21 protein-coding genes and 1 pseudogene are annotated in these 21,423 nt (G+C 72.1%); 2 read left to right on the top strand and 20 right to left on the bottom strand.

Annotated elements, in window-relative coordinates; genetic code table 11:
• Window positions 1–90: 90 nt before the first annotated feature.
• A pseudogene (locus ACF1GV_RS33595) lies at window positions 91–642 on the top strand (murein hydrolase activator EnvC family protein); the annotation flags it as partial.
• Window positions 643–682: 40 nt separating this feature from the next.
• Here the strand turns inward: ACF1GV_RS33595 and ACF1GV_RS33590 are convergent.
• The 17 genes from ACF1GV_RS33590 to ACF1GV_RS33510 form a co-directional block, all read right to left on the bottom strand.
• The gene (locus tag ACF1GV_RS33590; RefSeq protein ID WP_391688709.1) at window positions 683–1,240 is read right to left on the bottom strand and encodes a TetR/AcrR family transcriptional regulator; all 558 of its coding nucleotides are present in this window, start codon (window positions 1,238–1,240) and stop codon (window positions 683–685) included.
• Window positions 1,241–1,349: 109 nt separating this feature from the next.
• On the bottom strand, window positions 1,350–2,192 hold the full coding sequence (whiG, locus tag ACF1GV_RS33585; protein ID WP_391688442.1) for an RNA polymerase sigma factor WhiG: 843 nt from the start codon (window positions 2,190–2,192) through the stop codon (window positions 1,350–1,352).
• Window positions 2,193–2,437: 245 nt separating this feature from the next.
• Window positions 2,438–3,598, bottom strand: coding sequence for a DNA-processing protein DprA (dprA, locus tag ACF1GV_RS33580; RefSeq protein WP_391688439.1), 1,161 nt, complete (start codon window positions 3,596–3,598; stop codon window positions 2,438–2,440).
• Window positions 3,595–5,220: a YifB family Mg chelatase-like AAA ATPase gene (locus ACF1GV_RS33575; RefSeq protein WP_391688437.1), complete on the bottom strand. Its 1,626-nt coding sequence runs from the start codon at window positions 5,218–5,220 to the stop codon at window positions 3,595–3,597. The genes dprA and ACF1GV_RS33575 overlap by 4 nt, the downstream gene beginning before the upstream one ends.
• 1 nt (window position 5,221) lies before the next feature.
• Complete coding sequence (locus ACF1GV_RS33570; RefSeq protein ID WP_391688434.1) at window positions 5,222–5,584, bottom strand: YraN family protein; 363 nt, start codon at window positions 5,582–5,584, stop codon at window positions 5,222–5,224.
• A gap of 118 nt (window positions 5,585–5,702) precedes the next feature.
• Window positions 5,703–6,011 (bottom strand): DUF2469 domain-containing protein, encoded by a 309-nt coding sequence (locus tag ACF1GV_RS33565; RefSeq protein WP_006139554.1) that lies wholly within the window; start codon window positions 6,009–6,011, stop codon window positions 5,703–5,705.
• Between the two features lie 56 nt (window positions 6,012–6,067).
• Window positions 6,068–6,562: an NUDIX hydrolase gene (locus tag ACF1GV_RS33560; protein ID WP_363266583.1), complete on the bottom strand. Its 495-nt coding sequence runs from the start codon at window positions 6,560–6,562 to the stop codon at window positions 6,068–6,070.
• Window positions 6,552–7,292, bottom strand: coding sequence for a signal peptidase I (gene lepB, locus ACF1GV_RS33555; protein ID WP_391688430.1), 741 nt, complete (start codon window positions 7,290–7,292; stop codon window positions 6,552–6,554). The genes ACF1GV_RS33560 and lepB (ACF1GV_RS33555) overlap by 11 nt, the downstream gene beginning before the upstream one ends.
• 178 nt (window positions 7,293–7,470) lie before the next feature.
• Window positions 7,471–8,436 (bottom strand): signal peptidase I, encoded by a 966-nt coding sequence (gene lepB / locus ACF1GV_RS33550; protein WP_391688427.1) that lies wholly within the window; start codon window positions 8,434–8,436, stop codon window positions 7,471–7,473.
• Window positions 8,324–9,484 (bottom strand): signal peptidase I, encoded by a 1,161-nt coding sequence (lepB, locus tag ACF1GV_RS33545; RefSeq protein WP_391688424.1) that lies wholly within the window; start codon window positions 9,482–9,484, stop codon window positions 8,324–8,326. Before lepB (ACF1GV_RS33545) ends, lepB (ACF1GV_RS33550) begins: the two co-directional genes overlap by 113 nt.
• The gene (lepB, locus tag ACF1GV_RS33540; protein ID WP_391688422.1) at window positions 9,477–10,214 is read right to left on the bottom strand and encodes a signal peptidase I; all 738 of its coding nucleotides are present in this window, start codon (window positions 10,212–10,214) and stop codon (window positions 9,477–9,479) included. Before lepB (ACF1GV_RS33540) ends, lepB (ACF1GV_RS33545) begins: the two co-directional genes overlap by 8 nt.
• Window positions 10,215–10,259: 45 nt before the next feature.
• Window positions 10,260–10,610, bottom strand: a complete 351-nt coding sequence (rplS, locus tag ACF1GV_RS33535; RefSeq protein WP_030866123.1) for a 50S ribosomal protein L19 — start codon at window positions 10,608–10,610, stop codon at window positions 10,260–10,262.
• A gap of 135 nt (window positions 10,611–10,745) precedes the next feature.
• Window positions 10,746–11,579 carry a tRNA (guanosine(37)-N1)-methyltransferase TrmD gene (gene trmD / locus ACF1GV_RS33530; RefSeq protein ID WP_391688418.1) on the bottom strand — a complete coding sequence of 278 codons (834 nt, stop codon included), beginning with the start codon at window positions 11,577–11,579 and terminating at the stop codon, window positions 10,746–10,748.
• Window positions 11,576–12,133 (bottom strand): ribosome maturation factor RimM, encoded by a 558-nt coding sequence (gene rimM, locus ACF1GV_RS33525; protein ID WP_391688415.1) that lies wholly within the window; start codon window positions 12,131–12,133, stop codon window positions 11,576–11,578. Before rimM ends, trmD begins: the two co-directional genes overlap by 4 nt.
• 80 nt (window positions 12,134–12,213) lie before the next feature.
• Complete coding sequence (locus ACF1GV_RS33520) at window positions 12,214–12,453, bottom strand: RNA-binding protein (RefSeq protein WP_005479813.1); 240 nt, start codon at window positions 12,451–12,453, stop codon at window positions 12,214–12,216.
• Window positions 12,454–12,455: 2 nt separating this feature from the next.
• Window positions 12,456–12,875 (bottom strand): 30S ribosomal protein S16, encoded by a 420-nt coding sequence (rpsP, locus tag ACF1GV_RS33515; protein WP_391688412.1) that lies wholly within the window; start codon window positions 12,873–12,875, stop codon window positions 12,456–12,458.
• A 334-nt stretch (window positions 12,876–13,209) separates the two neighbouring features.
• The gene (locus ACF1GV_RS33510; protein WP_391688409.1) at window positions 13,210–13,806 is read right to left on the bottom strand and encodes a hypothetical protein; all 597 of its coding nucleotides are present in this window, start codon (window positions 13,804–13,806) and stop codon (window positions 13,210–13,212) included.
• A gap of 564 nt (window positions 13,807–14,370) precedes the next feature.
• Between ACF1GV_RS33510 and ACF1GV_RS33505 the strand changes: the two genes are divergently transcribed.
• Entirely contained in the window at window positions 14,371–15,216 is an 846-nt protein-coding gene (locus tag ACF1GV_RS33505; RefSeq protein ID WP_391688407.1) for an SAM-dependent methyltransferase, read from the top strand.
• A 7-nt stretch (window positions 15,217–15,223) separates the two neighbouring features.
• Here ACF1GV_RS33505 and ftsH read toward each other — a convergent pair whose 3' ends face one another.
• The 3 genes from ftsH to ACF1GV_RS33490 form a co-directional block, all read right to left on the bottom strand.
• Entirely contained in the window at window positions 15,224–17,161 is a 1,938-nt protein-coding gene (ftsH, locus tag ACF1GV_RS33500; protein ID WP_391688405.1) for an ATP-dependent zinc metalloprotease FtsH, read from the bottom strand.
• A gap of 103 nt (window positions 17,162–17,264) precedes the next feature.
• The gene (gene ffh / locus ACF1GV_RS33495) at window positions 17,265–18,818 is read right to left on the bottom strand and encodes a signal recognition particle protein (RefSeq protein ID WP_391688402.1); all 1,554 of its coding nucleotides are present in this window, start codon (window positions 18,816–18,818) and stop codon (window positions 17,265–17,267) included.
• A gap of 156 nt (window positions 18,819–18,974) precedes the next feature.
• Window positions 18,975–21,419 (bottom strand): [protein-PII] uridylyltransferase, encoded by a 2,445-nt coding sequence (locus ACF1GV_RS33490; RefSeq protein ID WP_391688399.1) that lies wholly within the window; start codon window positions 21,417–21,419, stop codon window positions 18,975–18,977.
• Window positions 21,420–21,423 lie beyond the last annotated feature (4 nt).

Here is a 21,423-nt window from a genome sequence, read left to right as displayed (position 1 = left end):
ACAATCGGGCAGTGGTCCACAGATCCCGGCCGAGGTCGCCTGGAGTGCGGGACCGTCTGAGGCATGGGGACACAGCGACACGCAGGGGTGATGTGGGCGGTGCTGGTGGGGCTGGTGGTGACGCTCCTGGCGCCGCTGGCCTGGGCGCAGCCACCGCCGCCGGTGCCTTCGGGTACGCGAGAGCGGGTGCCGGCGGTGGCGACGACCTGGCCGGTCGGGGTGCGTCCGCGCATCCTCCGCGGGTGGTCTCCTCCCGCTTCCCCGTACGGCCCGGGCCATCGCGGAGCCGACCTGGCGGCCGAGCCGGGGGCTCCCGTGCGGACGGTGGCGGCGGGCCGGGTGTCCTTCGCCGGACGGGTGGCGGGCCGGGGCGTGGTGTCGGTGGAGCTGCGGGGGACGGGGACACCACCCCTGCGGACGACGTACGCGCCGGTACGGGCCTCGGTGCGCCAGGGTGACGAGGTGACGGCGGGCGCGGTGATCGGCGCGGTGGAGCCGACGGGCTCCCACTGCGCTCTGCCGTGCGTGCACTGGGGCCTGCGGAGAGCCGAGGCCTACCTGAACCCGCTGCTGCTGCTCCCACCGCGCCTGCGCAACGGGGGCACGTCGAGGCTGCTGCCGGTGCTGGGAGTACCGCTGCCGTCGGGAGCGGAGCTCAGCTCTGCTGCTGTCGTGGCCGAGCTCAGCCGCGCACGCCCCGCAGCGCCATCGCGACGGCCGCCTCGGCGATCACCGAGGGTTCCTCCGCCGCTCCGAGCTCGAGGCGCCGCACGGCCGCGTCCACGATCCCCTGGACGAGCATCGCCGTCAGCCGGGCCTGCCCTTGCCCCATCTCCTCCAGCGCCTCGACGATCAGCGCCACGAGGCCTCCGTGGGCGGCGCGGATCTTCTCCCGGGCTCCCGCGTCCAGCTCGCTCGCGGAGATGGCGACCACGGCCCGGTGCCGCCGGTCCCCCACCAGCTCCAGTTGCGTGCGCACATACGCATCGATCTTGGCCTGCGGCCCGTTCGCCGCGGTCATCGCCGCCGACACCTCGGCCGCCCAGACGGGGAAGTCGACCGCGCACAGCTCCTCGACCACGGCCGCCCGCGACCGGAAGTACTCGTACACGGACGACCGCGCGAGCCCTGTCCGCTCGGCGAGGGCCGGGAACGTCAGCGCTTCGGTGCCGCCCTCGGACAGCAGGGAACGCGCCGCGTCCAGCAGGGCGGCGCGCTGCATCGACCGGTGCTCGGCCACGGAGGCCGCTCGAATCCTTGGCACGTCAACCACTTTACGGACGCGCCACCCGGGACGGGAGTCACTCGCCAGGCCCGCTCCCCTGCCGGCCCGGGCCGCTCGCCGGCGCTCAGCGCCCGAAACTGGCCAGCTTCGCACGCAGCTGGAGCACCGACTTGGTGTGGATCTGGCTGACCCGGCTCTCGGTCACCCCGAGCACGTTGCCGATCTCCGCCAGCGTCAGGCCCTCGTAGTAGTACAGCGTGACCACGGTCTTCTCCCGCTCGGGCAGCGTGTTGATCGCCCGCGCGAGGAACCGCCGCAGCTCCCGGTCCTCGGCGACCTCCACCGGGTTGTCGGCGGCGGTGTCCTCCAGCGTGTCCATCAGGCTCAGCCGGTCGCCGCTCTCCCCGCCGACGTGCAGCAGTTCCTCCAGCGCCACGACGTTGGCCAGCGACAACTGGCTGAAAACGGCGTGCAGTTCCTCCACCGCGATGCCCAGTTCCGCGGCGACCTCCTGCTCGCTGGGGGTGCGCCGCAGGCGTGCCTCCAGCGTGGCGTAGGCCCGCTCGACGTTGCGCGCCTTCTGCCGCACCGAGCGCGGGATCCAGTCCAGCGCCCGCAGCTCGTCGATCATGGCGCCGCGGATCCGGGTGATCGCGTACGTCTCGAACTTGATCTCCCGGTCGATGTCGAACTTCTCGATCGCGTCGATCAGCCCGAACACCCCGGAGGAGACGAAGTCGGCCTGCTCCACATTGGGTGGCAGGCCCACGCTCACCCGGCCCGCCACGTATTTGACCAGCGGCGAGTAGTGCAGGATCAGCTGCTCCCGCAGCCGTTCGTCTCCGGTCGCCTTGTACGACCGCCAGAGCTCGTCGAGCGTCGAGGGAGCGGGCGGCCGCACGCTGCCACCGTCACGGGCGGCTGAGGGGATCGCCGCCCGGTCGGACCCGGAAGTGTGCTGGGGCATTCGTCGCCTTGTGCCGTTCTGCTGTGCCGTACGCGTGAATGTGGGGGTGTCGTCGCCGATTCTTGTGAGCGTAGCGTGACTGAAGGATCGCGGTGTGCGAAGAAGGCGTCCCGGAGGATCCGCAGATACGTTCCGCTGGGCGCCCCGGCGGAGCGCGGCAGTCACCGCGCGCGCTCTGCCCGGGCGCCAACTCGCCGGAATTTCCCTGGGCTTCGGGCTTCCCCCGGACGGCCGAACGAACGCCGTCAGCCAGGTGAGCGAGCGCCTCTGGCGGCCACCACGGCCTGGCGTGTCAACTTCCAGTCGTCGCCGTGTCGTTCGACGTAACCGAGGGCTCTGAGTTCGTACAGTCTCGCGATCGCGTCGTCCTGGCTGGTCTGCGCGTCGCGCGCGATGTCGGACGCGCGGGCTCCGCGGCGGCCGGGCAGCGCCGCCAGGACCCGGCGGGCGCCCGGGGCCAGCAGATCCCTCGGGAGCACCGGGCCGCGCCGCTCCGGAGCCAGCTCGCCGATGTCGCCGATCAGTTCGACGACCTCCGCCGCGTCGGTCACCAGGGTCGCGCCGCCGCGCAGCAGTTCGTGCACTCCGGCCGACAGACCGCTGGTGGCGGGCCCGGGTACTCCTATCGTGTGACGGCCGAGGCGCTGCGCGGCCCGCGCGGTGACGAGCGAGCCGCTGCGGTACGCCGCCTCGACGACCACACTGCCCCGGGTCAGGGCGGCGATGACCCGGTTGCGCAGGATGAACCGGCTCGGTGTCGGATGGTCGCCGGGCGGCAGCTCACCGACCACCAGCCCCTGGTCGGCGATCCGGTTGATCAGCTCGGTGTGTCCGCGCGGGTAGGGCCGGTCGACGCCGCAGGCCAGGACGGCGACGGTGGCGCCGCCCGCGCCGAGGGCCCCGCGGTGGGCGGCGCCGTCGATGCCGTATGCGCCGCCGGAGACGACGACCCAGCCCCGCTCGGCGAGGGCGGCGGCGAGGGTGGCCGCCATGTGGGCGCCGTACTCGGTGCAGGCGCGGGCGCCGACGACGGCGACGGACTTCAGCGCCCACATGCGCAGGCTGGGCCGGCCGCGCACCCACAGCCCGAGCGGGCGGGCGTCCCCCAGGTCGTCGAGCTGCCCGGGCCACTCGGAGCTGCCGGGCGCCACGAACCGCACGCCGGCGGCCTGCGCGGCGGCGAGGTCAGCCTCCGGCTCGGCCCGCCCGGCGCGGGCCAGCAGCCCGGCCCAGCGCTGTGCGCTCACCCCGGGAAGCGCCGGTCCCCCGGCCCGCAGCCGCCGCACGACCTCGCCCACCCCGAACTCGCGCACCCACCGCCCTCCGGCCTCCTCCCCCGGCTCGACGACGCGGGTGAGGAAGACCCGGCCGAGCAGTTCCTCGGCCGGTCCGGGGCCGCCGGTCATGCGAGCGCTCCGATGGCCATCGGGACCCCACGCGGAACGCCGGTGCGCAGTTGCAGCGCCAGGGCCACGTCGGTCGCGTCGGGCCGGTCGTGGCCGACGAGGTCGGCGACCGTCCAGGCGACCCGCAGCACGCGGTCCAGCCCGCGGGCCGTGAGGACCCCGCGCTCCAGGCTGCGTTCGGCGTCGTCCAGGGCCCCCGGCACGGCGTGCCAGCGGGTGCGCAGCTCCCGGCCGGGTACCTCGCTGTTGGTGCGCCACGGGGTGCCCTCCAGCCGGGCCGCCGCCCGCTCGCGGGCCGCCCGGACCCGCCCGGCGACCGTCGCCGTCGACTCACCACCGGGACCGCGCTGCGCGAGTTCGGCCCGGCCCACCGGGTCCACCTCCACCCGCAGGTCGACCCGGTCGAGCAGCGGACCGGAGATCCTCGCCTGGTAGCGGCGGATCACCGACGGCGGGCAGTCGCACAGGCTGTCCCTGAGCGAGAAACGCCCGCAGGGGCACGGGTTGGCCGCGAGCACCATCAGGAACCTCGCCGGGAAGCGCACCACGCCGGTACTGCGCGCGATCACGACGTGCCCCGACTCCAGCGGCTGCCGCAGCGCGTCGAGCGCCTGGCCGCTGAACTCGGGGGTCTCGTCCAGGAACAGCACGCCCCGGTGGGCGAGGGAGACCGCGCCGGGCCGGGCGATGTTCGCGCCGCCGCCGACGAGGGACTGCATGGTGGCCGAGTGGTGCGGGGCGCAGTAGGGCGCGACGTCGATCAGCGGCTTGCCCGGCGGCAGCAGCCCGGCCACCGAGTGCACGGCCGTGACCTCCAGCGACTCCTGCCGGGTCAGCCGGGGCAGGACGGCGGGCAGCCGCTCGGCGAGCATGGTCTTGCCCGCTCCGGGCGGCCCCTCGAGGAACAGGTGGTGCCCGCCGGCCGCGGCCACTTCCACCGCCGTACGCGCCGAGATCTGGCCGACGACGTCGGCGAGGTCGTGACCGGTGTCCTGCTGGGCCGCTCCGATGCTGTGCATGCCGGTGGCCGCGCCGGTGCCCGGCATGCGCAGGCCGGCCAGCAGCGGATCGGGCCGCCCCAGTTCGTCGGGCTCCTCCTCCGGGACGGGCTCGTCGGTCAGGACGGCGATCAGCTGGCGCAGGGTGCGCACGCCGAGGACCGACACTCCCGGTACCAGCGACGCCTCGGCGGCCGCGCATTCCGGGACGACCACCTGTTCGTACCCCGCGTCGGCGGCGGCGAGGACGGCGGGCAGGATGCCCCGCACCGGCCGCACCCGCCCGTCCAGCCCCAGCTCGCCGATCATCACGATGTCCGAGAGCACCCGGGGATCGATCCGCTCGGCGGCCCCGAGGACGGCGCAGGCGACGGCCAGGTCGAACCCGCTGCCCGCCTTCGGCACCGAGGCGGGCGAGAGCCCCACGGTGAGCTTCTTCTGCGGCCACTCGGCCCCGCTGTTCACCACCGCCGCCCGCACCCGGTCGCGGCTCTCCGTCAGGCTCTTGTCCGGGAGGCCGACCAGGGTGAACGCGGCGACGCCCGGTTCGAGGTCGGCCTGGACCTCCACGACGACGCCCTCGACACCGACCAGGGCCACGGAACACGTACGCGCGAAGCCCATGTCAGGCCACCCCCCGCACATGCTCGACAACCGGTGCGCCCCGCCGTGGCAGGACCACCCCGACGAGGTCGATGCGGACACCGCCCGGTGGGGCCCCTCCGTGGGCCTGGATCCACCGCTGCGCCAGCGCGCGCAGCCGCTCGGCCTTCTCCGGGGTGACGGCGGACATCGGATGCTCGAAGGAGCCGTCCCTGCGGGTCTTCACCTCGCAGACGACCAGGACGTCGCCGTCCCGCGCCACGATGTCGATCTCTCCGGACCGTCCGGCCCGCCAGTTGCGCTCCAGGACCGCGAGACCGGTCTCGGTCAGCCGCCGGGCGGCCAGGGTCTCTCCGTACCTGCCGAGGGCACTGCGTGCGTTCATGTCGGCACCACCTCCGGCGCCAACGATCACGCACCCGCCATCAGGAAGTGGATCTTGGTGGACGGCTGACCGCTTGTGGAAAACATGGCCACCCACACGGGTGACACAACCGGCGGCATCAGCTGCCGGGCAGCTCCAGATCGCTCTTGTTGAGCTCTTCGATGTTCACGTCCTTGAACGTGAGGACGCGGACCTGTTTGACGAAGCGGGCCGGCCGGTACATGTCCCAGACCCAGGCATCCGCCATCGTCACCTCGAAGAACACCTCACCCTGGACCGAGTGCACCTGCATCTCGTAGTCATTGGTCAGGTAGAAGCGCCGCTCGGTCTCGATCACGTATTTGAACAGACCGACGACGTCGCGGTACTCCCGGTAGAGCTTGAGCTCCATCTCGGTCTCGTACTTCTCGAGGTCCTCGGCGCTCATGGCATGTTCCCCTTCAGCCGTGCGGTCCCACCATTGTGCGCCAGTCGCGCGCGCCCCTAGACGATTTCCGTCTCCAGGGTCACGGGCCGGCCCGGGGGGCCTTCGTCGAGCAGAGTGCGCAACAGCTCGGCGAGTCTGGTCGGATACACCGTCTCATGCGTCCCGGTCAGTTCCGCACAGGACCACCACCTCGCTCCCGCGACGCTGCGCCGTTCCAGCTCCGTCAGCGCCAGTGCCCGGGTCGCCGTCGTCGTCGTACGGGCCAGGTAGTACCACTCGTCCTGGTCCCAGCGGCGGCCCGCGAACGGGAACGAGCAGGTGCGCCGCCACAGCACCGGGCCCAGGTCGACCTCGGTGATGCCCGTCTCCTCGGCGAGTTCCCGCAGCGCGGCCTCCTCACGGGTCTCCTCGCCCTCCAGGCCGCCGCCGGGCGTGAACCACCAGTCGTCGGCCGGATCGTCCGGCTCATGGCCGTGCAGCAGCAGAACCCGGTCCTCGGGGTCGAGCAGGACCACCCGCGCGACCTTGCGCAGCGCACCCTCAACGGACACCGGCGGGCTCCGTCCGCGCAGCGGGGCGGGACCGGCGCGACGCCCGCTTGGCGATCGGCCCGTAGGCCCCGCCCGCTAGCACCAGCACGGCGCCCGCGACGATCACGGTGACGACGGAGCGCAGCGGCCCCGGCTCGGACAGCGCGCCGAGCGGCTCGAAACCGGTGGGGCGGGCCAGCATGCCCTTCATGGGCCATACGACGGCGTCGACCCGCGCGGTCACGGCGCTCTCGTCGACCGTGCCGCGGGCCGCGTCGGTGAGGTGGGCGGTGGAGTCCAGCGAGCCCTGGCGCTCGTCGCCGAGCAGGAACAGCCGGCCCTTGGGGACCGTCACCTTCGGGAAGTTCATGATCTCGGCGGGGGTGCCCGCGGCCAGATACGGCTCGTCGATCTGCTTGCCGTTGACGGTCAGCTTGCCGTGGGTGCAGCAGGCGACGGTGTCACCGCCGACCGCGACCACGCGCTTGACCACGGGGGCGTTCGACACCCACGACTTGTCGTTGAACACGACGACGTCACCGCGGCGCACGTCGCCGCCGTCGACACGATGGGCCAGCACCCGGTCACCGACGTCGATCGTCGGCGTCATCGAGGGGGTCGGCACGGTGTACGGCCGGTACACGACCGCGCCCCAGACGAACCCGCCCAGGAACAGCACCATCCCCAGCGCGACGGCAAGCCCGGAGACCCGCTGCCCCACCTTGCCGCCACCACGTATGCGCTCACCCATGGCCCCGCACCCTACCGTGGGCTCCGCCGGGCGGGGAGATCCCACCTGGCCCGGTCCGGCGCCGGCGGGCGGTGGGAGGCACGGCCCGGCCTCGCGGGCCGCCGCAGGCGTCCATGGGCGCGGGGAGCTGCGCGACCAGCCGGCGCTCACCCGCGGACGAACGGCGGCCGGAAGACCCTCAAGGCCGACGACGCCGCCACAGAGCCACCGGCACCACACCCGCCAGCACCACCGCGTCCGGCGCCGCGGGCAGGACCGCGGCCGCAGAGGACGGCTTGTCCAGCCCCGTCTGACCGAACGTGTCCGGCACGGGCAGCGTCCCCCACCGGTTGATCGGCCACGCCTTGACGATCGCGCGGCCCACGACGTCCTTCACCGGGACCATGCCGTGGTGCCTGTCGTTCTGGTTGTAGCGCGAGTCCTTCGAGTCCTGCCGGTGGTCACCCATGACCCAGATGTAGCCCTTGGGCACCTTCACCTTGAACGTCCCGCCACCCGGGTCGTCGGAGCACGGCGTGTTCCCGGCGTAGACGTAGTCCTGCTCGTTCAGCGCATGGCCGTTGACCGTGAGCGGCCCGGTGCCCTTGCACTCCACGGTGTCACCGCCGACCCCGATGACCCGCTTGATCAGGTCCTTCTCCTCGGCCGACGGCATCAGACCGATCCAGCTGAGCACCTTCTGCACGGCGTTGGGGTCGGTGGTCGCCTCCCCGGCCAGCCAGTTGTCCGGGTCGTGGAAGACGACGACCTCGCCGCGCTCGGGCTCGGAACCGAACCACGGCGTCAGCTTGTCGACGAGGACCCGGTCACCCTCCTGCAGCGTGTTCTGCATCGACGCCGACGGGATGGAGAACGCCTGCACCAGGAACGTCTTGATGAGCAGCGCCAGCACGAGCGCGATCCCGATGAGGATCGGCAGTTCCTTCCAGAAGGAGCGCGGCTTCCTCGGCCCGGCAGCCCCTGCCGCCGAACCCCGTGACACCGTCCGCCCTGCCTCGCCCGGCACCGCGCCGTCCTCCATCACGTCGGGGTCATTCCCTGCAGTCCTCGAAGTCACGGCGCCGTCCGCGGTCGAGGCTGCGGACTCCCCGGGGCGTCCGCGGTGTTCCTCGCCGTCGTGTCCGGACCGAGCGCCAACCGCCACATCCCCCACGCCAACTCCTCACTCTGTGTCGCTGCCTGCCCCGTGCGCGACGCAGGCCCACCACTCCCATAACGAGCGGGAGTTCCGCAGGGGTCGGGAGCTGGAGCATTTCCTTGTGATCCACCGGATCACCGGAGGCAACCCTATGCGACAGCGAGCCGGCCGTGGCCGACCCGGACACCTCCGCGTCGGCCCCGCCCGCCACGTCGGCCCCGGCGGCGTCGTGCACGGACGCGTACGCCGACGGTTCGTCCAGGGTGCTCCAGTGGCCGAGGGGCCAGGCGATGACCATGGCCCGTCCCACCACCTCGTCCTCGGAGACCGTACCGCCGTAGTCGGTGCCCTGGTGCGAGCGGGAGTCCGCGGAGTTGGACCGGTGGTCACCCATCACCCACAGCCGCCCCTGCGGAACGGTGACGTCGAAAGGCGTGTCGGAGGGGGTGTCGCCCGGGTTCAGATAGTCCTCGTTCAGGGGAACGCCGTTGACGGTGATCCGCCCCTGGGCGTCACAGCACTTCACATGGTCCCCACCGACCCCGACCACCCGCTTGATGAGGTCCTTCTCGTTGTCCGACGGCAGCAGTCCGATGAACGTCAGCCCCTCTTTGACCTGCTTCACCACGACCGGGTCGTTCTTCTTGACCGTCGTCTGCTCGTCCTTCAGCCAGCCGCCCGGGTCCTTGAACACCACGACGTCCCCGCGCTCGGGCTTGGATCCGAACCACGGGGTGAACTTGTCGACCAGAACCCGGTCGCCGATGCGGATCGTCTGCTCCATGGAGCCGGACGGGATCACGAACGCCTGGACGAGGAAGGTCTTCAGCACCAGCGCGATCAGCACGGCGACCCCCACCAGGAGGGGGATCTCCTTCACAGCACTGCGCCGGCGCTTGCGCTTGACCTTGCGCTGGAGCCTGCGCCGCTCCGCACGCGTGCGGCCACCTCCGGCAGGCGCACCGCTGGGAGCGGAGGCGCGCCGAGACCCCGTGGGCAGCGGATCGTCCGCTCCCCCACCGGCGGCACCCCGCCGCCGACCACGGTTACCCATGGACGCCCCCCGTACCGCCGGCACCACCGCTGGCGCCCAGCGCACCGCCGGCGGCCTCCGGCACACGCGCGTACGCCCCCGGCCGCTCCAGCCGGGTCGCATGCCCCAGGGGCCATACGATCCAGTCCGCCCGCCCGATGACGTCGCCGGCCGGCACCATGCCGCCGCCCGGCGAGCCGAGATGGTCACGGGAGTCGCTGGAGTCGCCGCGGTGGTCGCCGAGCACGAACAGGTGGCCGTCGGGCACCACGACGTCGAAGGTCACCGTGGACGGGCTGTCCCCGGGGTACAGGAACGCCGACTCCTCGACCGACCGGCCGTTCACCCGGATCCTCCCCTCCTGGTCGCAGCAGACCACGTGGTCTCCCCCCACACCGACGACGCGCTTGACGTAGTCACCGTCCCCGAAGGAGTCGCCGCCGTCGAACACGACGACGTCCCCGCGCCGCGGCTCGGCTCCGAAACGGTATGCCAACTCATTTACGAGAACCCTGTCCCCGATCCTCAACCCCGGTTCCATGGAACCGGAAGGAATCTGGAACGGCCGCACCACGAAAACGTTGAGGAGCAGCGAAAAGACCAGGCAGACGAGCAGGGTCAGGCTGATACGACCGCCGGGGAGCCACGCGGCGATCCGGTCAGCCAACGCGAAACGCGACCGTCCCTCCCCACCCGCCGCTGCGGGTTCGGAGGAGCGGTCGCGCTCCGTGGGCTGTGCTTCGGTGTCCATCGGGGCCGAATGCTATCCGGCCCCGCTGTGACCCCGGGAAAGCGCTCAGCTGTCGCGCTTCTCCTTGATCTTCGCCGCCTTGCCGCGCAGCTCGCGCAGGTAGTAGAGCTTGGCGCGACGCACGTCACCGCGGGTGACGAGCTCGATCTTCTCCACGATCGGGGTGTGCACCGGGAAGGTGCGCTCGACGCCGACGGAGAAGGAGACCTTGCGGACCGTGAAGGTCTCGCGCACGCCGGCACCCTGGCGGCGGATCACCACGCCCTTGAACTGCTGCACACGGGAGCGGTTGCCCTCGATGACGCGGACGTGGACGTTGACGGTGTCACCCGGGCGGAAGGCCGGGACGTCGCTGCGCAGCGACGCGGAGTCGACGGAGTCGAGCAGGTGCGACATTTCGTCTGCTTTCTTCGCTGATGCCACAGGTCATCAACGGCATCTAGATCTTTCAATGGGAAGCTGCCCGGGTCGGAGCGGACGTCCTGTCCCCCTGTGGCAGGGGCGCACGCCGGACGGACGGACAGCAGCGGTCTATTCTTCCACGCCGGTCGCCCGGCGCCAAAATCGGCCGTACGGCTCGCCCTCGGGGTCGGGCTCCCAGCCCAGGATCGACAGCATCTCGCGGTCCTTCTTGTCGAAGGCCTTCGGGTCGCACCGCTCGATCAGGTCGGGCCTGTTGGCCGTCGTGCGCCGCAGTGCCTCGTCGCGGCGCCAGCGGGCGATCTTCCCGTGGTGGCCGCTCAGGAGCACCTCGGGGATCTCCCGGCCGCGCCAGGCGGGCGGCTTGGTGTAGACGGGGCCTTCCAGCAGGTTGGCCATGGCGCCGGGCGCGAAGGAGTCGTCGCGGTGGGACTCGGCGTTGCCGAGGACCCCCGGCAGCAGCCGGGCAACGGCCTCGGTGACGACGAGGACGGCGGCTTCCCCGCCGGCGAGGACATAGTCGCCGATGGACACCTCGTACACGGGCATGCGGGTGGCGTACTCGTCGATGACGCGGCGGTCGATGCCCTCGTAGCGGGCCGGGGTGAAGATCAGCCAGGGCCGTTCGGAGAGGTGGACGGCGAGTTCCTGGGTGAAGGGCCGGCCGCTGGGAGTGGGCACGATGAGCGCGGGCTCACGGGAGCCGCTCTCGTAGCCGTCGGCGAGCACGGAGTCGAGCGCGTCGCCCCACGGGTCGGTCTTCATGACCATGCCGGGGCCGCCGCCGTACGGGGTGTCGTCGACGGTGTTGTGCCGGTCGTACGTCCAGTCCCGCAGATCGTGGAGGTGCACGTCCAGCTGCCCCCGCGCGCGTGCCTTGCCGACGAGGGAGACGTTCAGCGGGTCGAGGTACTCGGGGAAGATCGTGACGACGTCGAGCCTCATGCCTTGTCGTCCCCGGACTCTTCGCGGGACGAGGCGATCTCGGCGCGGTCGTCGATCAGGCCGGGCGGGGGCGCGATGACGGCCTTCTGCTCGGCCAGGTCGATCTCGGTGACGATCTCCTCGACGAAGGGGATCATCACCTCGCTGCCGTCGGACCGCTCGACGATGAACAGGTCCTGGGAGGGCAGGTGGGAGATCTCGGTGATCCGGCCGACCTCGGTGCCGTCCTCGGTGACCACGTCCAGGTCGATCAGCTGGTGGTCGTAGTACTCGTCCTCTTCCTCGGGCAGCTCGTCCGGATCGATCTCGGCGATCAGGAGGGTGTTGCGCAGCGCCTCTGCGGCGGTGCGGTCGGCGACGCCCTCGAACCGCAGCAGGAGGCGGCCGCTGTGGACGCGTCCCGACTCGATGGTCAGCGGACCGGTGGAGGCGGGCTCCGTGGCGAGTACGGCGCCGGGGGCGAGCCTCCGTTCCGGCTCGTCGGTCCGTACCTCGACGGTGACCTCACCCTTGATCCCGTGGGCACGGCCGATCCGTGCGACTACCAACTGCACCTGTTCATTCTCCTGTCATACGACTGCGGGCCGGGGACGGCCCAGTGGCCCTCCCCGGCCCGAGCCGGTGCTGCACAGCGTCAGCGGACGTGGTCCACGTCGACGAGGTCGACACGGACACCGCGGCCGCCGATGGCGCCCACGACGGTGCGCAGAGCGCGTGCGGTACGGCCGTTACGGCCGATGACCTTGCCGAGGTCGTCCGGGTGGACCCGGACCTCGAGCACACGTCCGCGGCGCAGGTCGCGCGAGGCCACCTGCACATCGTCAGGGTTGTCGACGATGCCCTTCACGAGGTGCTCGAGAGCCTCCTCGAGCATGCTCAGGCCTCGGTCGACTCGGACTCAGCCGCAGCCTCGTCCTTCTTCTCAGCCTTCTTCTTCTGGGTGATCGCCTCACCCTTGCTGTCGTCATCGCCACCGATGGCCTCGAACGACGGGCGCGCGGGCTTCGGCTCGGCGACGAGCAGCGGAGCCGGGGCGGGCTCGCCCTTGTACTTCTGCCAGTCGCCGGTCTTCTTCAGGATGGCGAGCACGGGCTCGGTCGGCTGAGCGCCGACGGAGAGCCAGTACGCCACACGCTCGGCGTCCACCTCCATGACCGACGGGTTGTAGGTCGGGTGGTACTTGCCGATCTCCTCGATGGCCCGGCCGTCACGGCGGGTACGGGAGTCGGCGACGACGATGCGGTAGTGAGGCGAACGGATCTTGCCCAGACGCTTCAGCTTGATCTTGACTGCCACGGGAGTGGGTTCTCCTGAATTTGACGTGGTTGGGCACGGCGAGAGAGCCGCGTGGGGTTGCGGTACCCGAGTGCCCGATGGACGCGTCAGCCGGAGGAGAGAGGGGTCCTGTGCGACTGTCGAGTACAGCTAGCCATTGTGCCACACGCGGCGGGGCGCTTCCGGCCGAGGGTTGCTTGTCGTGGGCACGCTTAAGAGGCACCCGGCGCCGCCGTGACGCCGTCGGGTGCGCAACCCGGCGTGACGGGGCGCAGCCGGCCGGTCTCGGCCGGCGGCACCCCACCTCTGTTCGACCGCTCCGGCACCCACGAGATGCCGGTACGCGCGGCCCCGGTTACGCCGCTCCCACGACCTCCGGGATGCGGAACGGCTTGCCGCAGCCGCCGCAGACGATCGGTGCCTGGGCCAGGACCGACGGGACGACCCGGACGTTGCGGCCGCAGTCGCACACCGCCTTGACCCGGACGCCGCCGCCCGAGGACCCGTGCCGCGCGGCCGGGCCACGGAAGGCGCGGGTGGCGCCCGAGGAGGTCGCCGCCGAGTGGGCCTTGAGGGCCCGCTGGAGACGCTCGATGGTGGGCCGGTAGCGCCGCTTCGCCTCGGGACTGAGCGTGACCAGCGAGAAGCCGCTGCTGGGATGCGGCTCCTCGGTGTGGTCCAGGCCCAGTTCCTCGGCGATCGCAAGGAATCTGCGGTTGTGGTAGCGCCCGGCCCGGGATGTGTCGCGCACGCCGCGCGCGGCGGCGATGCCATGGACTGCTTCGTGCAGCAGTCGCTCGAAGGAGAGCTCGTGCCCGCACGCGGACGACGACTCCCCGATCAGTGACTCCGGCGCGGCGAGGTCCGGCAGCTCGGGGTGGTACCGCTGAATGTCGGCCCACGCCTGCGCCAGCTCGGCGGCGAGAACAGGTGGTGTCTGTGTCGTGCTCACGTAATGACAACGAGCCGGGGTGCTTCTGTGTTCCGATTCCGGGGCATCCCAAATAATTTGCACGTACCCGTCAGTTGCCACTGATGCGTCCTGACGAGGACGGGTGCGCTGATCTGCGGAAATGCCGCACAGCTCATATCAAGGTGGTGCGTAGACCGACGTAGGCGTACGTACGTACCTACGCGTAGATCATGTCGACGTGGGACGCTCCACGGGATTCGCCGGCGCGCAAGGGCCGTTTCGGTCACGCACGCGGCGAGCCCCGTCACCTTCGTCAGCGCATGCGACGACGGCGACGTTACCGGGTCGGTCGCACTCCCTCGGCGCCACCCCGGCCGCCGTCGGCGGGACATTGTTGGGGCCACGTTGCGCGCAGGTGAAATCCAGCCAGTCCAACAGCCAACTCTCAACCCGCGGTCGCTTTCCACTGGACGCACCGCCGAGGCGGGAGTTTCCTGGCATACGGGGGTCAGTGCGAGCGCACTGCACGGGGGCCATGCAGGACCGGCAACTCCAGCGAGACGGGCACACGGCTTTTCTCTCGGCGGATTGGGGCGCGTACCTATGACACCTACGCTCGTGCGGCAGCACCTCCCCCAGGTGGGCTCGACACCCCGCGTGGACCTGTGTGCACGCGCGCGTGACTGGTCGGAGATCCAGGAGCGGATGCTGGTTCCGCTCTACGAGAGCGTCTACGAGCGACTGGAAGTGGGGCCCGGCACCCGCCTGCTGGGCCTGGGCTGCGGCTCCGGCCTGGCCCTGCTGATGGCGGCGGTGCGCGGCGCGGAGGTCACCGGCGTCGAGTGCCACTCCGCGGAACGGCTGGCCCTCGCCCGCGAGCGGCTGCAGCCGGAGGCACCCGGGGCACGCGCGCGTGGCGGCGCACGGCTGATGCGGGAGACCCCGCGGCGGGCGGCCCCGTCGTACACGCTGGTGACGGCGTTCGAGCCCATCGGGTGCACGGCCGGCGATTCCGACGGTCTCGCCGAACTGCTCGCCGGGGCGGTGGCGGTCGCCGAGCGCGGCACCCCCGTGGTGCTGGCCGGCTGGGGCCCGCCGGAGCGGTGCGCCACCTCCTCCGTGCTGCGGGTGGCGGGGAAGCTGGCCGATCCGCTGCGCAGCCCGGGCAGCTGGCGCCCGGCCCTGCGCGACGACCTGGAGGAGGTCGCCCAGCGGGCGGGACTGCGCCCGGACGGTTCCGGACGTGTGGCCTGCCCCTTCGGGTACGCCGACGTGGACAGCGCGGGGCGCGGTCTGCTGTCGACCGGGCTGTTCGACGCGGCGATCGCGGCCGCCGGCCAGGAGCAGGTCGACAAGGAGCTGACCGAGGCGCTGCACCCGCACCGGCGGGCCGACGGCACCGTGTGGATGCCGAACGTCTTCCGCTACCTGATAGCCCGCGTGCCGTGAGCGGCCCTCAGGACTCGTCCTTGGTCAGCCGCGAAATGCCCGCGATGCGGTAGGCGTCGGCCTCCTCCAGCGTCTCGCGCTCCAGCAGCGCCTCGGCCAGCGCGTCCAGCTGCCCGCGGTGGTCGCGCAGCTTGCGGCACGCCTCCTCGTAGCACTCGTCGACGACCCGGCGCATCTCCTCGTCGATCGCGTCGAGGGTCTGCGGGGCGGCGGCCAGGCCGTAGGCCTGCTGGGCGTCGTTCGGCAGCGCGGAGAGGCGGCCGACGCGTTCGCTCATGCCCCACCGGGAGACCATCCCGCGGGCGATGCGGGTGACCTGTTCCAGGTCGCTCTCCGACCCGGTGGTGATCACGTCGTAGACCACATGCTCGGCCGCCATGCCGCCGAGGGCGCCGATGATCCGGCCGCGCAGGTACTCCTCGGTGTAGGCGTACTTGTCCGCGTCCGGCGTGGACAGCGTGACGCCGAGGGCCCGGCCGCGCGGCACGATGGTGATCTTGCGGACCGGGTCGGCGCCCGGCTGCAGCATGCCGAGCAGCGCGTGCCCGCTCTCGTGGTAGGCGGTGCGCCGCCGCTCCTCGTACGGCATGACGAGTGCGCGTTCCGCGCCGAGCTGCACCTTCTCCAGGGCGTCGGACAGGTCGGACCGGGTGACCTGCCGCCGGCCGCGTTTGACGGCGAGCAGGGCGCCTTCCTTGGCGAGGTTGGCGAGTTCGGCGCCGGTCATGCCCGGGGTGGTCCTGGCGACCTGGGCGAGGTCGACGTCGCCGGCGAGCGGGATCTCACGGGTGTGGATGCGCAGGATGGCCTCGCGGCCGCCCCGGTCCGGGGGCGAGACCTGGACGACCCGGTCGAAGCGGCCGGGGCGGGTGAGCGCCGGGTCGAGGACGTCGGCGCGGTTGGTGGCGGCGACGACGATGACACCCTCCGAGCCGGAGAAGCCGTCCATTTCGGTCAGGATCTGGTTGAGGGTCTGCTCGCGCTCGTCGTGCCCGCCGACGCTCGCGCCGCCGCCGCGGGCGCGGCCGATGGTGTCGATCTCGTCGATGAAGATGATCGACGGGGCGACCTTGCGGGCCTCCGCGAACAGCTCGCGCACCCGGGAGGCGCCGACGCCGACGATCATCTCGATGAACTCGGAAGCGGACGCCGAGAAGAACGGCACCCCCGCCTCCCCGGCGACGGCCCGCGCGAGCAGCGTCTTGCCGGTGCCGGGCGGTCCCGCGAGCAGCACGCCGCGCGGCATCTTGGCGCCCATGCGGCGGTAGGCGTCGGGGTTCTTCAGGAAGTCCACGACGTCGTTCAGTTCGCCCGCGACCTCGTCGATGCCGGCCACGTCCGCGAAGGTGGTGCGCGGCTGCCCGGGCTCCAGCTCGACCGGTTTGGGCGGCGCCTTGCGGCCCAGCATGCCGCCGGCCCCGCCGAACCCCGCGCGCATCCGCCGGGCGATGAACAACCACACGGCGATGAGCAGCAGCATCGGCGCCAGCGAGATCAGCAGGTTGACGAGAAAACTGCGGTGCTGGACGACGGGCTCCGCGGTGACCGTGACGTTGTGCTTGGTCAGGGACTCCCAGATCTTGTCGTCGGCGAAGGTCGGGCGCTCCGTCTTGAACTTGGTGTAGGTGCCGGAGCCCTCGGGGTTGTCCTTGGCCTTCCTCAGCTGGCCCTGGATCGCGTCGCCCTTGGCGTAGATCTTGCTGACGTTGCCGGCGTCGACCTGCTTGCTGAACTCGGTGTAGGAGATCGTCGGCTCGGTCGCCTCGTCCTGGAAGGACAGGATGAGGTTGGCGATCAGGTACACGATCAGCGCGGCGACGATCAGCCGCCACCAGCCGCCACCCATCCGCCGCCCGCCGGAGGGCGGTTTCGGCGGCTCCTCGGGGGTGCCCTCGGTACGCCAGGGCTGGTCGGGTGACTTCCGCGGCGGGGCAGGGTTGGCCATAACCGGACGTTACGACAGGAAAGCCACAGAAGCATGCGGGTGTACGACACCGGGGGCGCCCCTCTGGCGAAGGGCGCCCCCCGGCGGACGTACGGCGGGCCGGTCAGCCCATGAACTTCTTGAACTCGTCCGGCAGCTCGAAGTCCTGCCCGGCCTGCTGGCCCGGCAGGCCGAAGGCGCCGCCGTTCTCGGCGGCGGCCGCGCGGCGGGCGGCCTCCTCCTGCTCCTGCTGCTTGCGCTTCATCGGGTTGCCGGAGCGCTGCTTGCCCTTGGCCTTCTTCTGCTGCTTCTTCTGCCGGCCGGGACCGCCGCCCATGCCCGGGATCCCCGGCATGCCGGGCATGCCGCCGCCCTGCGCCATGCGGGACATCATCTTGCGGGCCTCGAAGAACCGCTCGACGAGGTTTTTCACCGCGCTGACCTCGACACCGGCACCCTTGGCGATACGGGCGCGACGGGAGCCGTTGATGATCGTCGCGTCCTGGCGCTCGGCCGGGGTCATCGACTTGATGATCGCGGCCGTGCGGTCGACGTCCCGCTCGTCGATGTTGTTGATCTGGTCCTTGATCTGGCCCATGCCGGGCAGCATGCCGAGCAGCTTGCTGATGCTGCCCATCTTCCTGACCTGCTCCATCTGGGCCAGGAAGTCGTCCAGGGTGAAGTCCTGGCCCTTCTTCGACGCCAGCTTGGAGGCCATCTTGGCGGCCTCTTCCTGGCTGAACGTCTTCTCGGCCTGCTCGATCAGGGTGAGCAGGTCACCCATGTCGAGGATGCGGGAGGCCATCCGGTCGGGGTGGAAGGCGTCGAACTCGTCGAGCTTCTCGCCGTTCGACGCGAACATGATCGGCTTGCCGGTGATCTGCCGGATCGACAGGGCGGCACCACCGCGGGCATCGCCGTCGAGCTTGGAGAGCACCACGCCGTCGAAGCCGACACCGTCGCGGAAGGCCTCGGCGGTGTTGACGGCGTCCTGACCGATCATCGCGTCGACGACGAACAGGATCTCGTCGGGGCGGACCGCGTCCCGGATGTCCGCGGCCTGCTGCATCATCTCCTGGTCGATGCCCAGGCGGCCGGCGGTGTCCACGATGACGATGTCGTGGACCTTGGACTTGGCGAACTCGATGGAGTCCTTGGCGACCTTGACCGGGTCGCCGACCCCGTTGCCCGGCTCCGGCGCGTACACCGCGACGCCGGCGCGCTCGGCGACGACGCTCAGCTGGTTGACGGCGTTGGGACGCTGCAGGTCACAGGCGACCAGCAGCGGGGAGTGGCCCTGCTCCTTGAGCCACCGGCCGAGCTTGCCCGCGAGGGTGGTCTTACCAGCACCCTGGAGACCGGCCAGCATGATCACGGTCGGCGGCTGCTTGGCGAAGCGCAGACGCCGGGTCTCGCCGCCCAGGATCGTCACGAGCTCGTCGTTGACGATCTTGAGAACCTGCTGGGCCGGGTTCAGCGCCCGGGAGACGTCGGCGCCGAGGGCGCGCTCCTTGACGTTCTTGATGAACGTCCGGACGACGGGCAGGGCCACGTCGGCTTCGAGGAGCGCGATGCGGATCTCGCGCGCGGTGGCGTCGATGTCCGCCTCACTCAAACGCCCCTTGCCGCGCAGATTCTTGAAGGTCGCTGAGAGGCGATCGGAGAGAGTATCGAACACGGCGGCGTCGGTCCTCGGAGTCGGGGGCAGTATGAGCGTCTTCCAGGGTATCCGGCTCCGCAAGACAATCGTCCCCGCCCGCCGCATCGCGTACGGGGACGGCACCCCCGCGTGAGCGGGGACCACCACCGGCCAACGGATGCCGGGCCCTCGACGTCACGCCCGCAGCGTCTCCTCCAGCTTTCGCGCCACCGCCGCGGCCTCCTCGCCGGGCAGTGGCGCGCCCTCCGGATCCGTGACATAGAACGCGTCCACCGCGTTCGCACCCAGCGTCGACACGTGCGCACTGCGCACCCTGACGCCCGCGTCCTCCAGCGCCCGCCCGATGCGGAACAGCAGGCCCGGGGCGTCCTGGGCGCGGACCTCGATCACCGTGGCGAGGTGGGAGGCGGCCGGGTGGACGGTCACCCGGGGCGGGGGCGGGACGACGCCCCGGCGGCGCGGGTAGGCCGCGTCGCGTTCCGCGAGACGGGAGGCGATGTCCAGCGAGCCGTCCAGCGCGCGGACGAGGTCGGCGCGCAGCCGGGTGGCCTCCGGCAGGGAGCCGTACTCGGCCGCGACCCGCCAGTCCAGCAGCAGCACCGAGCCGTCCACGCCGTCCGGCAGGTCCAGCGCGCGCAGCTCGGCGGTGCGCACGGTGAGCCGGTGCACGGCGAGGACACCGGCCACCGCGGGCAGCACGCCCGGCTGGTCGGGCACGGCGATGAGCAGCTCCACGCCGAGCGGCTCGGGATCGCCGGACGGCTCCTCGCCGGGCGGCTCCGGCTGTGCGCGCAGCGCCAGCACGGGGCCGCCGGTGGCGGCCGCCTCCAGCCCGAGCCGTTCCTGCTCGGCGGTGGGCGCGGCCGGCTCGGGTTCGTCCGGCGCGTCGCCGGCGAGCACGGCCGACACCCGCCGCACCAGGTCCGCGACGAGCGAGCCGCGCCAGGAGGACCAGGCGGCCGGGCCGGTGGCCAGCGCGTCCGCCTCGGTCAGGGCGTGCAGCAGCTCCAGCGTGGACGGCGCGCCGACCGCCTCGGCGACGAGCCGCACGGTGGCCGGATCGTCCAGGTCGCGCCGGGTGGCCGTCTCGACCAGCAGCAGGTGGTGGCGGACGAGGGCGGCGAGTACGGCGACGTCGGCGCGGTCGAAACCGATCCGCGCGGCGACGTCACGGGCGATGATCTCCCCGGCCACCGAGTGGTCGCCGGGCCAGCCCTTGCCGATGTCGTGCAGCAGGGCCGCGACCAGCAGCAGGTCGGGCCGGCCGACCCGGCGGGTGAACTCCGAGGCGCGCACGGCCGTCTCGATCAGGTGCCGGTCGACGGTCCACACATGGACGGCGTTGCGCTGCGGCCGGCAGCGCACCCGCTCCCAGTCGGGCAGCAGCCGGGTGATCAGCCCCTCGGCCTCCAGCGCCTCCCACACCTCCACGGTGGGGCGCCCGGAGCCGAGCAGCGTGACCAGCTGTTCCCGCGCCTCGGCGGGCCAGGGCGCCGGCAGCGGGCGTGCGGTGGCGGCCATCCGGCGCACGGCGTGCAGCGACAGCGGCAGGCCTGCCTGGGCGGCGGCGGCCGCGGCGCGCAGCGGGAGCACGGGGTCGCGTTCGGGGCGCGCGGCACGGGCGAGCACCACCTCGCCGTCCTGTTCGACGACGCCCTCGGCCAGCGGCGAGCGCTCGGCGACCGGTTTGCCACCGCCCAGGATGGCGCGCAGCCGGGGCCGCACCGCGCGGGAGCGCAGCACGCGGCTCACCTCGCGCCAGGTGACGTCACTGGCGTACGAGATGACCCGGGCCGCCTCGTAGACCTGCCGCAGCAGGGCGTCGGCGTCGAGCAGGCCGAGGCCGGCGGCGACCTGGTCCTGTTCCTGCAAGGAGAGCCGGTCGGTGGCCCGGCCGGTCGTCAGGTGCAGGGCGTCGCGGACGTCGAGGAGGCGGCGGCGGGCGTCGTCGAGTCCCTCGCGGGGCGCGTCGGCGAGCCAGGACGCGGCGACCGCGCGCAGGGCGGTGGCGTCCCTGAGGCCGCCCCGGGCCTCCTTGAGGTCCGGTTCCAGCAGGTACTGCAGCTCGCCGTGGCGTTCGGCCCGTTCGGCGCACAGTTCCTGGAGTTCGGGCAGGCGCCTCGGGGCCTGGTTGCGCCAGTCGGCGAGGACGGCGGTGCGCAGCGAGGCGGTCAGGGCGAGGTCGCCGGCGAGGTGGCGGGCGTCCAGCAGGCCCAGCTGCACCTTCAGGTCCTCCCCGGCCGTCTTGCGGGCCTCGGCCGGGGTGCGCACGGAGTGGTCGAGGGCGAGGCCGAGGTCCCACACCGGGTACCAGAGGCGGTCGGCGAGGGCGGCGACCGCCTTGGGGTCGGCGCCGTCGTGCAGCAGAAGCAGGTCGAGGTCGCTGCGCGGGGACAGCTCACCGCGCCCGTACCCGCCGACGGCGACCAGCGACACCCCCCGCAGCTCACCGGCGCCCGCCGCGAACAGCTGCGCTAGCCAGTCGTCCGTGAGCCGGGACAGGGCCGCACGGCGCGGCGGCCCGGACTGCTCCCCCTCGGTGAGGAGGTGCAGCCGGGCCGCCGCGTAGCCGCTGGGGCCGGGGTCCTCTGCTTCGTGGCGAGCGTTGGTCGTCGTCACCCAG

The sequence above is a fragment of the Streptomyces sp. NPDC014006 genome (genome assembly GCF_043088925.1).
Classification (GTDB): Bacteria; Actinomycetota; Actinomycetes; order Streptomycetales; family Streptomycetaceae; genus Streptomyces.
The sequence above is the reverse complement of the archived record's forward strand: the minus strand, read 5'-3'. Positions and strand labels throughout refer to the sequence as shown.

Coding starts and splice junctions, on each gene's coding strand:
- whiG (WP_391688442.1), bottom strand. CDS start 2,192: ATGCCCCAGCACACTTCCGGGTCCGACCGGGCGGCGATCCCCTCAGCC.
- dprA (WP_391688439.1), bottom strand. CDS start 3,598: ATGACCGGCGGCCCCGGACCGGCCGAGGAACTGCTCGGCCGGGTCTTC.
- ACF1GV_RS33575 (WP_391688437.1), bottom strand. CDS start 5,220: ATGGGCTTCGCGCGTACGTGTTCCGTGGCCCTGGTCGGTGTCGAGGGC.
- ACF1GV_RS33570 (WP_391688434.1), bottom strand. CDS start 5,584: ATGAACGCACGCAGTGCCCTCGGCAGGTACGGAGAGACCCTGGCCGCC.
- ACF1GV_RS33565 (WP_006139554.1), bottom strand. CDS start 6,011: ATGAGCGCCGAGGACCTCGAGAAGTACGAGACCGAGATGGAGCTCAAG.
- lepB (WP_391688430.1), bottom strand. CDS start 7,292: ATGGGTGAGCGCATACGTGGTGGCGGCAAGGTGGGGCAGCGGGTCTCC.
- lepB (WP_391688424.1), bottom strand. CDS start 9,484: ATGGGTAACCGTGGTCGGCGGCGGGGTGCCGCCGGTGGGGGAGCGGAC.
- lepB (WP_391688422.1), bottom strand. CDS start 10,214: ATGGACACCGAAGCACAGCCCACGGAGCGCGACCGCTCCTCCGAACCC.
- rplS (WP_030866123.1), bottom strand. CDS start 10,610: ATGTCGCACCTGCTCGACTCCGTCGACTCCGCGTCGCTGCGCAGCGAC.
- trmD (WP_391688418.1), bottom strand. CDS start 11,579: ATGAGGCTCGACGTCGTCACGATCTTCCCCGAGTACCTCGACCCGCTG.
- ACF1GV_RS33520 (WP_005479813.1), bottom strand. CDS start 12,453: ATGCTCGAGGAGGCTCTCGAGCACCTCGTGAAGGGCATCGTCGACAAC.
- ACF1GV_RS33505 (WP_391688407.1), top strand. CDS start 14,371: ATGACACCTACGCTCGTGCGGCAGCACCTCCCCCAGGTGGGCTCGACA.
- ftsH (WP_391688405.1), bottom strand. CDS start 17,161: ATGGCCAACCCTGCCCCGCCGCGGAAGTCACCCGACCAGCCCTGGCGT.